General features: G+C 58.3%; 17 protein-coding genes and 2 pseudogenes. 16 read left to right on the top strand and 3 right to left on the bottom strand.

The genetic code is table 11. The annotated features are described in order from the left end of the window. The first annotated feature begins 20 nt into the window (after nucleotides 1–20). From OCW50_RS31585 to OCW50_RS31535, 11 genes and pseudogenes are all read left to right on the top strand, one after another. On the top strand, nucleotides 21–593 hold the full coding sequence (locus OCW50_RS31585) for a DNA methyltransferase (protein WP_262300263.1): 573 nt from the start codon (nucleotides 21–23) through the stop codon (nucleotides 591–593). A gap of 258 nt (nucleotides 594–851) precedes the next feature. Further along, nucleotides 852–1,202 carry a hypothetical protein gene (locus tag OCW50_RS31580; protein WP_262300262.1) on the top strand — a complete coding sequence of 117 codons (351 nt, stop codon included), beginning with the start codon at nucleotides 852–854 and terminating at the stop codon, nucleotides 1,200–1,202. Between the two features lie 314 nt (nucleotides 1,203–1,516). Continuing rightward, a complete protein-coding gene (locus OCW50_RS33670) occupies nucleotides 1,517–2,254 on the top strand; it encodes a Mom family adenine methylcarbamoylation protein (RefSeq protein ID WP_444547398.1) in 738 nt (245 codons plus the stop codon). A gap of 717 nt (nucleotides 2,255–2,971) precedes the next feature. Next, nucleotides 2,972–4,126, top strand: coding sequence for a plasmid replication protein RepC (repC, locus tag OCW50_RS31570; protein ID WP_262267330.1), 1,155 nt, complete (start codon nucleotides 2,972–2,974; stop codon nucleotides 4,124–4,126). Nucleotides 4,127–4,211: 85 nt separating this feature from the next. Then, a pseudogene (locus OCW50_RS31565) lies at nucleotides 4,212–4,386 on the top strand (helix-turn-helix transcriptional regulator); the annotation flags it as partial. Between the two features lie 293 nt (nucleotides 4,387–4,679). After that, nucleotides 4,680–4,952, top strand: coding sequence for a hypothetical protein (locus OCW50_RS31560; RefSeq protein ID WP_262267329.1), 273 nt, complete (start codon nucleotides 4,680–4,682; stop codon nucleotides 4,950–4,952). 106 nt (nucleotides 4,953–5,058) lie between these two features. After that, nucleotides 5,059–5,319: a DUF2312 domain-containing protein gene (locus OCW50_RS31555; RefSeq protein WP_262300261.1), complete on the top strand. Its 261-nt coding sequence runs from the start codon at nucleotides 5,059–5,061 to the stop codon at nucleotides 5,317–5,319. Between the two features lie 100 nt (nucleotides 5,320–5,419). Then, nucleotides 5,420–6,439 carry a phosphatase PAP2 family protein gene (locus tag OCW50_RS31550; protein WP_262300260.1) on the top strand — a complete coding sequence of 340 codons (1,020 nt, stop codon included), beginning with the start codon at nucleotides 5,420–5,422 and terminating at the stop codon, nucleotides 6,437–6,439. A 276-nt stretch (nucleotides 6,440–6,715) separates the two neighbouring features. Next, nucleotides 6,716–7,054, top strand: a complete 339-nt coding sequence (locus OCW50_RS31545; RefSeq protein ID WP_262267326.1) for a hypothetical protein — start codon at nucleotides 6,716–6,718, stop codon at nucleotides 7,052–7,054. Between the two features lie 76 nt (nucleotides 7,055–7,130). Then, the gene (locus OCW50_RS31540) at nucleotides 7,131–7,682 is read left to right on the top strand and encodes a hypothetical protein (RefSeq protein ID WP_262267325.1); all 552 of its coding nucleotides are present in this window, start codon (nucleotides 7,131–7,133) and stop codon (nucleotides 7,680–7,682) included. A gap of 71 nt (nucleotides 7,683–7,753) precedes the next feature. Next, on the top strand, nucleotides 7,754–8,314 hold the full coding sequence (locus OCW50_RS31535) for a hypothetical protein (protein WP_262267324.1): 561 nt from the start codon (nucleotides 7,754–7,756) through the stop codon (nucleotides 8,312–8,314). A gap of 21 nt (nucleotides 8,315–8,335) precedes the next feature. Here the strand turns inward: OCW50_RS31535 and OCW50_RS31530 are convergent, their stop codons facing one another. Next, complete coding sequence (locus OCW50_RS31530; protein WP_262267323.1) at nucleotides 8,336–8,521, bottom strand: hypothetical protein; 186 nt, start codon at nucleotides 8,519–8,521, stop codon at nucleotides 8,336–8,338. 419 nt (nucleotides 8,522–8,940) lie between these two features. Here OCW50_RS31530 and OCW50_RS31525 point away from each other — a divergent pair, with 419 nt between their 5' ends. From OCW50_RS31525 to OCW50_RS31505, 5 genes are read left to right on the top strand one after another with little or no spacing between them, the layout of a single operon-like run. Continuing rightward, nucleotides 8,941–9,528, top strand: a complete 588-nt coding sequence (locus tag OCW50_RS31525) for a DUF1643 domain-containing protein (protein ID WP_262267322.1) — start codon at nucleotides 8,941–8,943, stop codon at nucleotides 9,526–9,528. A gap of 45 nt (nucleotides 9,529–9,573) precedes the next feature. Further along, nucleotides 9,574–10,074 carry a hypothetical protein gene (locus OCW50_RS31520; protein WP_262267321.1) on the top strand — a complete coding sequence of 167 codons (501 nt, stop codon included), beginning with the start codon at nucleotides 9,574–9,576 and terminating at the stop codon, nucleotides 10,072–10,074. 8 nt (nucleotides 10,075–10,082) lie between these two features. After that, nucleotides 10,083–10,493 carry a response regulator gene (locus OCW50_RS31515; protein WP_262267320.1) on the top strand — a complete coding sequence of 137 codons (411 nt, stop codon included), beginning with the start codon at nucleotides 10,083–10,085 and terminating at the stop codon, nucleotides 10,491–10,493. Nucleotides 10,494–10,525: 32 nt separating this feature from the next. Then, the gene (locus OCW50_RS31510; protein WP_262267319.1) at nucleotides 10,526–10,918 is read left to right on the top strand and encodes a hypothetical protein; all 393 of its coding nucleotides are present in this window, start codon (nucleotides 10,526–10,528) and stop codon (nucleotides 10,916–10,918) included. A gap of 52 nt (nucleotides 10,919–10,970) precedes the next feature. After that, nucleotides 10,971–12,125: a hypothetical protein gene (locus tag OCW50_RS31505; RefSeq protein ID WP_262267318.1), complete on the top strand. Its 1,155-nt coding sequence runs from the start codon at nucleotides 10,971–10,973 to the stop codon at nucleotides 12,123–12,125. Between the two features lie 247 nt (nucleotides 12,126–12,372). On the opposite strand, the gene OCW50_RS31500 is transcribed toward OCW50_RS31505, so the two are convergent. Beyond that, nucleotides 12,373–12,897 carry a transposase gene (locus OCW50_RS31500; RefSeq protein ID WP_262267365.1) on the bottom strand — a complete coding sequence of 175 codons (525 nt, stop codon included), beginning with the start codon at nucleotides 12,895–12,897 and terminating at the stop codon, nucleotides 12,373–12,375. Nucleotides 12,898–12,955: 58 nt separating this feature from the next. Then, nucleotides 12,956–13,360, bottom strand: a pseudogene (locus tag OCW50_RS33610) (winged helix-turn-helix domain-containing protein); the annotation flags it as partial. Nucleotides 13,361–13,601 lie beyond the last annotated feature (241 nt).

Genomic DNA, 13,601 nt, shown 5'->3' with positions numbered 1-13,601 from the left:
CTGGCCGCCGAGGCCGCTGAGTGGGTTCTGAGGCTGACGCCGCAACAAGCGTTCCGCAAGGCCGGCATGCTGTCCAAACGTTTCTGGCTCAAAAAGCTGTTGCAGAACTTTTGGCCACCTACTTAGAGAATGTCTTCTGGTTGTCCGCCTCGGACAATCCATATGCTGACAACCGTCAGATTCTTGTCCCCTATTCTGACAGCATGAAGGCAGTCCTGAAGAGGGGAGGCCAGGAAGCAGCAACTCGGCCAGCGGGATACAGGATGGCAGAAGGTGCCTTTGGCAATGACAATGGCGGCGCCATCCCTGGCAACCTCATCGTCGCGGCCAACACCGAGAGTAATTCTGACTACATCCGGAGCGTCAAGGCGGCCGGTCTTCCGGTCCACCCAGCCAGATTTCCTGCGGCATTGCCTGAGATGTTCATCAAGTTCCTCACGCGACCGAAGGATCTCGTGTTCGAGCCCTTTGGTGGCTCTCTCACGACCGCCGCAGTTGCTGAGGCCCTCGACCGCCGTTGGGTCGCTTCAGAGTGCATGCTCGAGTACGTGCTCGGAGGGCAGCACCGCTTTTCTAAGCGAATGGCAGCCTAGATCAGCTTTAAGCAGCCATTAACCATACTCTGCCACCCTGACATTAAGGTCTTCGCTCAGTGGACCTTAATCCAATGAACCCCGTGCAGCTGTCCCATCGCTGCGCGGGGTTTTGGGTTTCTGATGACAACTGTTCTCCCCCGAACCCTTTATCACGCAACTCCCCTCTACCGGTACGATCCCCACGCCACAGCCAATCACGGTATCTGGGATCCCGCTGTTCATGGTCAAATCAAAGACCATGGCCTGAGACCAAGCATGCATTCGAGTAAGGACGTGCCGGTGGTCTTCCTGACCGACGAAGTCGGGATTGCAACGAATTACGCCGATTGCAATCGCGGTGAAGAGTGGCCGGTCGATTGGATTGTTCTTGCGATCGACGCCTCCGCCATAGACTCGGCACACCTCCTGCCGGATATGGATCAAGAGGCTCAGACCATGGCCGATGACATCCTGGCTCAAGGATATTCCCAGGCCGAATGGGCCGCCGGCGTAATCCCTTGGGCTTCGGTGTTCATGATCACCGGCCAGGTGAGATACGCTGCGCCGATCCCCGATAGTGCCATTAGACCCTTCAAACTCCTGCCTGTGGATCCGTCCCCTCGGTAAGCTTTTGTTAAGGGCCGGAGCCTACCTCTGGCGTCAAGGATCAACCCAACTGATCCTGTCCTCCGGGAACCCTGCGTAGCATAGCCCCCGCTACGTAGGGTTTTCTGTTTTCGGCTTCGGCCGTCGCGGTGTGCGCCGCCCTGATCCACTCTCGAAGCTCCCTCTCTCAAATCATCTTTGGAAATGACCCAGCTATCGCTCTTCGACCTGTCGATGCGGTGGAATAGCCGCCGCGCGTTCTATCGTCCCTCTCAGGAGCCAATCGATCCCAGCCAGTTCTCTGTTGAGCCCATCGGAGATGCGGCCGCCCGAGAATTTGTCACCAACACTATTATTCTGGATCCTACCCAGCCGCGATCGCGGCCTACGGGCTGTTCGAGAGGACTGGTCCTTTCCAGCAGGACTTGGTCGGGGTCGCGGTATTCTCGGTTCCTATGCAGCCGAAAGCCGCCGCTGCGTATGGCGCAACCCCCACCGCGAAGTTCTGTGAGCTCGGACGGTTTGTCCTTAAGGACCACGTGGGAGGAAACGGAGAAACGTTCTTCTTATCGAGAGCCCTTCGACTCCTCACCCAGGACAAGCAGCGGGCAGACCGCCGCCCATTTTACGATCTCTGTCTCTCGTATAGCGATCCGATGCCCAGGACGACCTCGACAGGGGCGCTCATTCACGCCGGGCATATAGGGCAAATTTATGTTGCATTTTCAAGTATTTACGTCGGGCGCGGGACTCCTCGGACGCATTGGCTAACACGCGATGGATCGATCGTCTCTCCCCGGGCGCTTTCGAAGCTCCGGAACGGCGAGCGAGGCGCGGCTTACGCCTATGAGTTCCTCCGCTCCCATGGAGCCCCAGCCCGCGCTCTCGGCGAACCAGAGGCCGACTACATTCGCCGAGCCCTTCAGGAGGGGCCGTTCCGGCGGATGCGCCACAACGGGAACCATGCTTATGTTCTCCCGTGCGGGACGCATTCCACTCGCCAGGAGATCCGCCGGCGGATGGACAAGGGACTGCCCCGTCCGACGAAAACGGACCTGCCGATGGCAGCCTAGAATCTAGTTCAAATATCCGGTCCGTAGGATGGTTCCGTTAACAGTCCTTAACCATCCACCCCGTCCTGCGCCCGAATCAAAATTCCGGACCGCGAGTCCAACTTCGGCGCGAATACTACGCAACATCGAATCAAGTGCGTAACTGAGAATCACCCGGAACCGGGCTTTTACATTCGAATTGACTCTGCCTTTCGGGCTAAATGATTCAAGCCAAAGAAGTTTCCCACCGCTGAATCGATCTATTGTGAATGGATTCTTGCTAGGCGACTCCACAGCCTAATTGGAATCGGGCATCACTCGTGATGGCACGAGTGTAATGGGTGGATGCCATGCCTGATGCAAAGCATACCGAACGTGTTCAGCGCTTTCGTAAGTCTCGCCGGGAGCGGGGAGACCACGAGATGAACGTTTGGGTGCCTGGGTCCCTTAGGGTCGCGATCGATCAAGCGATCGAGAGCGGTCGTTTCCGGAACCGGCAGGAAGCAATCACTCATGCCCTCGAGGCCACATTTGCCCAAAAGGAGCGAAATGTCGTGACGTAAACCAGGCAAAGCAAAAGGCCCACGAAGCTGGACACTTCGAGGGCCTTTGGAGACCACCGCGAGGGGTGGGCATTCGGAAAAGTTTGCACCTTCCTTATGCCATCCCGACAAACTGACTGTCAAGAGCATCGGTTACGGTGAACGCTCCCGCTTTGCCCTCACATAGGAGGGTACGATGCAGCTTGCATCGTCAGGAGGCCGGCGGCTGAGACATGCTGCTTTGGCCGCGAGAGAACTTGTGCTCGAAACCGGGCGCACGGTGACGCGGAAAGAACTATCGGCTGCCGCCCGAGACGCCGCCAAGGCCTTGGAACTGCGGAACGGCCCCCGGTCGGTTCTGTCGGAGCTCATTGCCTGCTGGGGCGAACAGGAATGGGAGCGCCTGCTGGTGTGGCCGTCCAACGATTATCTTATGGGTCGCACCGGTCTATCCGAACGGTCGGTCCGCTATGCCTTTCGGACCCTCATCGACCTCCAGCTGATCGTTCCGAAGGAATCGCCTAACGGAAAGCGCTTCGCAGTCAAAGACTTGGCAGGCGAGATCGTCGATGCGTTCGGCTTCGACCTGACGCCGGTCTATGCCAGACGAGGGGAGTGGGCTGAGCGTCTGATTGAGCAGAAGCAGGCTCGCGAAGCCCGCAAGCGCACCTTCGACGAGATCACGATCGCCCGCCGCGCTGCCGAGGAGGCCTTGAGCGCCCTGGCCGAGCACTACCCGGATCTGGATCGCTCAGACCTTGAAGACCGCCTCAAGTCCCTGAAAGCCCGGACGCCTGTGCGCAGCTCGAAAGCCTTGCCGCTGGACGCTCTCGACGAGTGGAAAGACCTGAGGACACTTTGCGAGAAAGCATTTTTTGATGCTGGCAATGGGGGCAAGGATTGCCGCCATTCTTATAACAACAACGGATCTCCTACCGAGGCTTGTAACAAGGGCTTTCCGAAGAAAGCTGAGGCGGTTCGTTCAACCGAACAACCGGCAGAGCACCTATCACCGGAATTGATCCTTGAGGCTTGCCCCACCTTGAGCGACTACGGCCAGCCGGTACGGGATCTAGCCGACATCGTCTCGGCCGGGCGTTATCTCCGAGCATCGCTGGGCGCCAACGAGAGTGCCTGGGCCGAAGCCGTCGAAGGGATCGGCACCGTCAGAGCCGCAATCGCGGTGATCTACACCCTTCAGCTGTACGACGACGACCTCGCCAAGAACGGCGGAGAAAGCCGGATCAAGAACCCGGGCGGGTACTATCGGGCCCTGGTCCGCATGGTCAAAGCCGGGAAACTCGACCTCGAGGTTGAACTCCTCGCTATGAGGAGGCGGCGAATGATGTAATCCGTGCGCAATCTTCAGGCCAGTTTCGTACCCTATAGGCGCAAACCATCGTTGAATTGGTGATAATTGCGTACGGATAGAACTGATGTTTGCTCATGGAGACCTTTGGCACGCCATCGATTTGCTTGCCGAGCGGAGCGGGTTATCCGCTTCCGGCCTAGCGAGAAAGGCAGGGCTGGATGCCACTTCACTCAACAAGTCCAAGCGGATGCACCCCGATGGACGGGAGCGGTGGCCTTCGACCGAAACACTTTCGAAACTGCTCACTGCCGCCGAGATGGATCTGCTGGCGTTTGCCCAGCTCGTGAACTCTTTGCCTGAACAGATCGACGCGCCAACTGGCGATCGAGAGGAACTCGACGAAATGGAACAGTGCCGAGCGGCCGCCTAGACCTTCGCGGCTTCAAGCCTTCGTTCACCCTTATCGACCCCATGCTCCGCGATCACCGGACATAGGAGCCGGGAGAACGGAACGGTAAGGAATTTCGCCGAAGGGTAAGGCTCGATTTGCCCCAAGCTGTCGAGCCTTGAAGCCTGCCCCAAGAGTGCCTGCGTGAACAACCAGATTAGCGATGAGATTGCAAAAATCATTCGGCTTGTGGGAGATCTCGGCAAAACCGCTGCTGGAAGAGGTGACCCGGTCAATGAGGCTTATCTCAAAGGCATTGCGGAAGGGCTTGCTCTTGGAGATCTAATGGGACGCGACCAGGTACAGATGATGACGCGCTGGAGCCAGCTTTTGGTCTCCCAGCAGTTCGGGACTAGCTCGGTCACGCCGATAGCGTCTGCTCCATCTGCCCAGACGATCAGGCCATTTCCCCATTAACGACGCTGGTCACATTTCCGGTCAGGGCGTTGCATCCGATTTAATTAGTTTAAATTCTGCATTATAATTCGTCCATCGAACACGACAAACCAGGACGATTCGTGAAATGGACGACGCAGCTTTCAACACAGAATCCGTGGCCGCCGACCAGCTTAAGGCGTTTCTGGAGCGCATAGAACGGCTTGAGGAAGAGAAGGCCGGGATTAGCGGAGACATTAAAGACGTCTACTCTGAGTTGAAGGGGGCTGGATTCGACGCTAAGGTGGTCCGAAAACTGGTTAGCATGCGCAAGCGCGATCATTCAGAGCGTATGGAAGAAGAGGCAATTCTTGAGCTTTACATAAGTGCGCTCGGGATGTCCGCCTAGATATATTTGCAAGCAAAGGCCACTCGCTTGGGCGAGGCGCATCCCGCCTCGTCCTTTTTATTTCGGCCAACCCCACCATCCGCGACCAGTGAGATAGGTCATGACGTCTGTAATGAGATCGTCCGCGCATCTTGCCTCTAGAGCAGGGGAGGGCGAACAGCCCCAGGAGATCATTCCGGGAATGCTGCTCTGCGCGTTCCTATGCCTCTCAGTGGTCGCCTTTAAGCTGACTGTCGTAACCGCAACTCCGCTGGAGCTCCACACTGGACCTCAGATTGCGCTCCTAGGGCTTGGTCTCATCCCCGCCATCGGCACCATGATCTACAGCCGCCCGGCCCGGCACCGGCCCCGTATGGCATCATTGTATTTCACAGTCGCTCTTGTGCCCTTCTCAGCCTTGGCCTTCGGCGAGCTCGGCCACGTGGTCAGCTATCTCTCCAGGTCACAACCATTCTGGGACGATCTCCTCGCCAAGGGAGATGAAGCCCTCGGCTTCGACTGGGTCGGGATGCTTGGATGGGCCAACGACCATCCCGTCGTGTCGGCCATGGCCTACGGGATCTATATGTCGGCCGGCTTCCAATCCATCATGGCTCCTATCCTACTCGCCGGTTTTGGCAGATATCGAGCTCTGCAGGTTTCAACGATTGCTCTCCTGCTGACCCTCATCGTCACCTACGCAATCGCATGGATCCTGCCCGCTCTCGGAACCTACGAGTTTTATGGCATCGACCCCTCGCAACATCCGAATATCGCGGTGCGAGTGGCAAGCCTCCATGTGCCGGAGATTATGGGCGTCCGCGATGGCTCAATTCTAAACATCTCCCGCCTTGCACCGACAGGCCTGATCACGTTTCCCAGCTTCCATGCTGCCAACGCGGTGCTGCTCGCCTGGGCACTCTGGCATGTTCCCTATCTCCGGTACCCAGGTCTCATCCTCAACGGACTCATGCTCGTAGCCACGCCGCTACACGGCAGCCACTTCCTCGTTGATGTTCTGGCCGGAGCCCTGAACGCAGCAATAGCACTCGCCACCGCATTGATTCTTCTCAAAGCGGCACAACGATTATGGCATCAATCCGTACAAGTCCCCCGAATCCACAGACCGGCGAAGATTTAAAAAGCCGTCACACGCATGGCACTTTCCCGGTGTTTCTACGTTGTGTGCCGGTGAAGGCATTCGCTCTCATTGCATCCAACGACAAATGAGGTCTGCGACAAAACCGCCACTCACGGAGGAGCGACGGATTTCGTCAGGTTCCTACAAGCCTCGTGCCTCAGGAGATCGGCCGAATCCCCGACCTCTTGACCATCATAGCCATGCATTACGATCACTGAAGAGAGCATTTTAACGAAGGTTAATTTCAGCCAATCCCCGAAAGATTTCAAGCGAGCCATGTTCAGCATCAGAGACTTTGTCACTGCAGGCATCAATATCTTGGGAGCGATCGACGCTCTTGAGAGCGCACTTGCTCGCGCTGCCTCCTATGCCGACACCATTCTCATCACGGATCAGGAAAAGGAACTGATCTGCTTCGGCATCGTGGACACTCGCTTCGTTTTGTCCGCTCACGGACTGGAGCCGTCGAAAGTACTCTCGCTCCTCGCCCTCCGGATCGCGAATTCCTTTGAGGTGCCCCGCACTAAGGCGTTAGCAGTTCTCGCCGAATTCCGGTCGGCCGAGGCTCTTGCCGACGCCGATATGATCGCTACACCGATAGCCCTTGCCGCGTAAGGACAGCCAGATGGGCTTCATCCGTCACGAGCACATGCCGGGCTTCCGTTAGGTTCACCCCTAACGGAGACTACCCGTGCACAGCACCACCCGGTTCCAGCCTCAGTACCGCATCATCAATCGGGCTCAGGAAGTCTGGACCTACGACACCCTTGAAGCCGCAGTTCTGGCCCTCACCAAAGCGGCGCTCCAACAAGGCTTCTTCCTCTCCGAGGTCCTTACCGACCGCTTCTCATACGAAACCCGTGTCGACATAGACGGCGTCCGCCATGCAGCCCCTGCAGGACAGTTGATCGTCCGAACGTCTCTCGGCGATATTATCACCCGGGATCACGTCCTTGATATCGCCCATAACCTGAGAGCACGGCCTGCCTCGCCCGAGGGCGCCTACCGCAACGGCCCCTGGCCGGGCATCCGTCGGCCCCGCGGCCATCGCGGCTCCACCATCCGGATTGTGCGGACGAAGCAGACGATGACCTGGCACGACGCCGACAGCGAAGATCTTCTCCTCGTCGGGGTTCCGCTCGGTCGCATCAAGAGGCAGCGCGAACTCCCAACCTATTGGTCGGATATTCCGCGGCACTACGAGCGCAGCTGGAAAAGCCAGCGCAAGCACCAGTGGCGATAGCCGAGCAACCCAAGGGCGGTCTGAGCGATCAGGCCGCCCTTTGTCATGACATCCACCATGAAGGCCGCCCCATGATTTTGAACGTCTACACCCCGAAGCCCGGATCCTCTGCCGCCGGCCTCGTCCTCGCCGGGAGCGCCATCGTCGGGGCAGGGGAGCAGGATGGCCGGATCCTCTGCTACTACGAGGGAAACGCCATCGGCTCGAAGGGTCTTGAGAGCTTCTATGAGCGCGTGCGGCGGGCCGCCAGCCGTCTGGTGACGAAATACCCGACGACGGCCATGGCCGCGTTCCCGGTCGAGGAGCTCGAATGCGTTGCAACATTTGATGCCGAGCGGGAATATCTGCCCTCAATCACCGACTTCAGGACGCTCGAGCGCTGGGCTCAGGAGCCTGGGCTGATCATTCAGGGGCCGGACTTGCCAGAGGGCGCGCACCTAACCAGCACGATCGGCACTCGCTTCGAGAAAGCCTTCCCGCGTCTTCTGAAGCGAGAGGGGCCCGTCCACACCTACACCCTCCGCTGCGGGCAGATCGTCGTGATCAATATCGCCTCAGGAATGTCCGAGGTCATTCACCCGACCGACAGGCTCGCTGACAGCATCCGTCAGGAGGTAAGGTCGGGCCCATAGGTAGCGTCAGCGACCGGTGTCTCAACCCATCTTGCAGAGATAGCTCTTCCCGCGGCGGGTAACCGAAAAGCCATTCAGGCCGCGGGAATAGGCCCATTCATACTCCCCATCCCAAGTCCGCGACGCGTCATAAGTTGAGCCGAACACTCGGCCGCCAGCTTTTGCTTCGCTCCCTGACTTCAGCTGAAGCTCGTCGAACGACATCATTTCCCCATCCTTCGGATCAGGGCGGGAGATAACCTTTCCGTGTAAGCGATCTCGACGGTGAAGGGGGCGCTGGCAGCCTTCGAAGTTAGGTTTGGACGAAGCTCCCTGTTACAGGTCAGCTTGTAGTTCTCATCAGACTCGGCTGCGGCAACAGGATGGGTGAGTACCAAAACGCTCAGTACGGTCGAAACAGTAAAACGCATTTGAAATCCGGGACGAAAAATGTTCGTCCAGTTTTGCTCAACCCTTCGACAAGGGTCAAGTTCGGTGCTCCGGATCCGGCAGGCGGCATGCCAGTAGGCTTAATAGACAATTCAGCGCTGTAGGCGCGATCGCGGCGTTCCCACTGATCACTTCATTTGAAGCCGTGCTCCTAGGTTGGTATAAGACCGCAGTTCAATTCTCAAATCAGAACTCAAATGCCGGTCGCCCAATCTGTCTCTCCTGATGAACTCCATGATGCCGGTGGCAAAAGCCGCCTCCGGCTCAAGGAGGGCGTCATTGCCGATGCCGTCTTCTACGAGAACCGCCGCTACCGGCCTATCCTGACCCGCCGCTGGACAGCGGATCCGAACGCTCCCTTCGTTCTGTGGGTGGGCATGAACCCGTCGGTCGCTAGCTATGAGGTCGACGATCCCACTGTGGCGCGGGAGCAGGATTTCACCCGACGCTGGGGCTACAGCTCGTACGTCAAATGCAACGTGATGGACTATTGCGTCACCGAGCAAAAGCGACTGCGTGATCCCGGTGTCATCCCCTGCAGCGAGCATAACCTTCCCGCCATCCGGGATCAGGCGAGCCGCGCCTCAATGATCGTCATGGGGTTCGGCGCCGTCCACCCCTCGCTGCAGCATTACGCTGACGCTGTATGCCAGGCCCTCATTGAAGACGGCCATCGGCTCTGGTGCCTGGCTCTGACAAAGAACGGCAATGCGGGCCATCCCCTCTACATCGCGGCTGATACCAAGCCGTTTCACTACATCCCGAAGCTGAAGGGCGAAGCCTAAAGGCGAGCCCCACGGCTTGCCCTTTCTGTGACGAGGACAACTCCCATGCCCACCCACTTTTGGACGCTCCTGACAGGGGTCGATACCGTCCAGCCGTTCTTCGACAAGACAGAAGCCGAGGGGGCTGCCGCCGCCTTTGTGCAGTCCTGTGATGATGATCGAACCGTCACGAGCGAAAACTGGCGGGAAGAACTCGACGGCCTGAACCGGGAAATGGATGATGCAGGTGAAGCGACCTATCTCTGCTCTCTGACCGAACATCCCCTGCCGGAACTCAACGCCCTCGCTGTTCTAGAGGAGGGCGAAGTGCGCCGCATCGAGACTCAATCGCCTCTTCTTCAGGACCTGAAGGTGGCAGTCGTCGAGACCAAGTTCCGGCATATCGATTACCATCCAGAGGATGTTCTCTGGATTGGAACACCTCTTGGCCCGATCGGCGTCGTTGGACATATCCAAAGTGTCGCAAAGCCGCAGTGGCCGATCGCAACCGTTTTTGAACAGATCGCTCGTACAGACCCCGCAGGCGACACGCCCCGCATCGGCTGAGAACCATCATGGCCTTCGATACGTCCATTCCGGTCCTAATCATCGACGATTATCAGACTATGCTCAGAATCGTCCGCAACCTACTCAGGCGGATCGGATTCACGGACGTGGACGAGGCCAGGGACGGGCGAGAGGCACTGGAGAAACTCAATCAGCGGCCCTACGGGCTGGTAATCTCCGATTGGAACATGGCTCCGATGACGGGATATGAGCTTATCCAGCAGGTCCGGGCGCACCCCATGCTTCAGAAGCTTCCCTTCATCATGGTCACCGCAGAGGCCAGACCCGAGAACGTGATTGCTGCCAAGCAGGCCGGCGTTGACAATTACATTGTGAAGCCATTCAGCGCCGAGACGCTCAGGGCGAAAGTGAGCACCGTGCTCGGGTTTCCCGTCAGCGCCGAAGCTCCCTCGGTCTGATTGGCGATGCTCTTCGACAGCCGAGACTTCCCATGATTACAAAACGAGCCCTCCTGGCGACCATCGCACCGCTTCTCGCAGGGTGCAGTCGGTTCGAGACGGTAGAGCCCTTGCCAGCGGCAGATCGGTTAGGGGTCACCTATAAAGGCTCCGATCCTAAACGGCTCGATCGAGAAATCACTGACCCAAATCAGGTCAGCGCAATCATCCAGTTCGCAAACGATCGCCTTGACGGATGGCACTACCCGTTCGCGACCATGCCCTCCGGAGACACCCATGTGTTCCTGTATAAGGGCAGCAACATCGTCGGGTATATCGGTGCGACCGCTGGAGAGTTCCTCCGATATCCGACAAAGGGCGGGCTCAAGTTCCTTCGAAACGCCAATGACGAGGAACTCAAGCAGTTTCACGCCCTACTAATCTGACCCTGGGTCGCCACCGAATAGAACCCATTGCAATCCCCTCCAAGGTTCCACCATGCACCTTACGAAAACTCGCCTATTTGCCCTGGTCACCGTCTGTGCCGCAAGCCTCAGCCTCGCTGGCTGCTTTGAGTCGAAAACAAAGGTCATCGAAAACGGTGACGAGGTGGGCCTTCCGAGCAAGGCATTCTGCACAATGATGGGGAAAAAGGAGCTAGCCATGCTCCCAGTACCTGAAAAGGTTTCCAATGGCGGGACAGTCTATCGCGACCCCCAAAGGCCAGATCAATACCTGTTCAAAAAGATCAATAAGAATCTTTACTTGGCTCAGATCGAAGCCCAAGGCAGGTTTAGGTTTGGCTATCTTTGGCGCGACGACAAAAAGCTTCGGGTTCTCATCTTCCCGCTACAGATGACCGAAGGAACCCGACAGGCCGCGGAAGATGCCGGCCTCACGGTCAGTCCATCGCCGAATGGCTTCCAGGATCTTACCGGTAAGCAGGCAGACCTCGAACGTTTCCTTCTCTCGCCAAAGACAGACGGCCTAACCGCTGTCACCGAATGCAGTTTCGAGAAACCCGCAGACTGGGATCCACCGCTCATTGGGCAGGTTCGGAAGAACATGAGCCGTGAAGAGGTTATGGCACAGCCGGGAGCAACGGAGTGCGGCGATAATGTCTGTTTCACCGATCTTGGCTTGGCAGGCATCAACCCTCGATCTCAGCGGAAAGGTTCCGGACAGATCCGCGTGAAATTCAACGAGCAAGGCGTGAACCGGATCTCTGTGCGCGCTAAGGGGCTCGACCTCGGATGGCAGGAGGGCCTCCTCAATAAAACGGTCCAGTCGCTCCTTCTGGTCCCGTATACTGGCGATGAAGGAAAGTTTGTTTTTCTCCAGGTTAACGGCGACCAGGTGCTATACTCCGGCCCCGATGCAACCAAGCTCTCCGACGACGTGGAAAAGCGGCTCGGTATCTTCCACCAGGAAATCCAGCGCCGAAGCCATGTGGCTAACATCTTCAGCAACCAGAGCATCCGGTTTCTTCGGATTGTCCTAACGGACAGCAAGGGTATCGAAGCAATCAAGGACATTGCTGACTTGAATGCCGCGATCCACGAACTGGGATTCCAAAACCGGCCTTACATCGACCTTACTCTCGAGAGAGAGAAGGATGTAGGGCAACGCCTGTCTATCGACAGTCAACATTGAGGGCATGGGATTTGGCAGCTTTGATTTGATCTGACTTATGTCGGTCAGACGCCGTGATAAGCGTATCTGTTAAGTATTTGTTAACTTTACGCCTTGGATCACGGCGCACTGTCATTTAGATGCAACACCTGCGGGTCAGTCACGAACTAAAAGAGTGTTCATGATTGACCCTCACCCGCCCTGACGACATCTTCACACAAGGCTCAAGCGATTCGTCGGATCGCCAATGCCTGCGAACTAATGATCTTCACGCGATGCCGGTAACGGAGAGGCCTGCGTGGCGGAAGAAGCGGACGATCATCTCAGGGTGACGCTTCAGCCGGCCGAACTCACGACGGGCGAGCCGATGCAGGTCGTTGATTGAGTCGGGCAGAGCGTTTGCCATGGCACGCTTGACGAGGGCATTGCACTGCTCTTCCGGATTCAACTCGGGGGCATAGGCTGGCAGATAGGCCACCGCATACTCCTGCGGGTGGGCCGCAATGAAGGCCGCGGTTGCTCGGGAGCGGTGCGCGTTGAGCCGATCCCACACCACCAGCAGCGGCGTGCCGATCTTGCGGCGGACATACCGCAGGGCCTGAATGACACAGCGGCTCGAGATGGAGGTGCGGAAATGGCGCGCATACAGCTGTCCGTCCGGTGTAATCGCCACGATGCTCGACACCTCGCGTCGCTTGCTCACCCGACGGAGCACCGGGGTCAGCCCGCACCGCGCCCAGGTCGTGCCCGGCCGGATCCGGAAGCTGTGGCCGGTCTCGTCCCAGAGGACCAGCGTCCGATGCTCCCGACGTGCCTTTTTTCAACGCCACCCAGTCCCGCTTGGGCCAGACCGCGATCACCAGCTCATCGCGCTCCCTCGCCCTTGTGGCAGGACGCTGCACGCTGAAGCCGTGTGCCCTCAGTGGCCGCTCCAGATAGCGCGGATGATCATGCACCCCGAACTCGCGCTCGATGAGAGCGGCAATGCGCGTGAGGGTCCACCGTTCGGTGGCAAAGCCGGCCGCCATGGCACCCCGATCCAGCAGCCGGCCCAACCGAGCCCAGGCCTTCTCATCGAGCCGAGCGGGCGGCCCGAAGTTGGGGCGCACTGCCAGACCGCGCGGGCCCTCCTGGGCGAGGGGTGCGGCCCAGCGGCAGACGCTGGCGCGACTTACCCCCACATGCCGGGCGATCTCGGCCTGCGAGAGCTGTCCCTCGCGCAACAGCGTCGCGGCCACCAGGCGACGCTCCTCCATCTGCTCCGACGTCAAATGGGTCGGACGCCAAACGTTGCCTTCCATCGCGCACCTCCTCACGATGACGTGACACCGCCCTATGTTACACCTGTCGCGTGAAGATCAATAGTAGCGTCTAAGTAGGTGGCCAAAAGTTCTGCAACAGCTTTTTGAGCCAGAAACGTTTGGACAGCATGCCGGCCTTGCGGAACGCTTGTTGCGGCGTCAGCCTCAGAACCCACTCAGCGGCCTCGGCGGCCAG

Source organism: Microvirga sesbaniae (assembly GCF_025460805.1).
GTDB classification, from domain to species: Bacteria; Pseudomonadota; Alphaproteobacteria; order Rhizobiales; family Beijerinckiaceae; genus Microvirga; species Microvirga sesbaniae.
The sequence above is the reverse complement of the archived record's forward strand: the minus strand, read 5'-3'. Positions and strand labels throughout refer to the sequence as shown.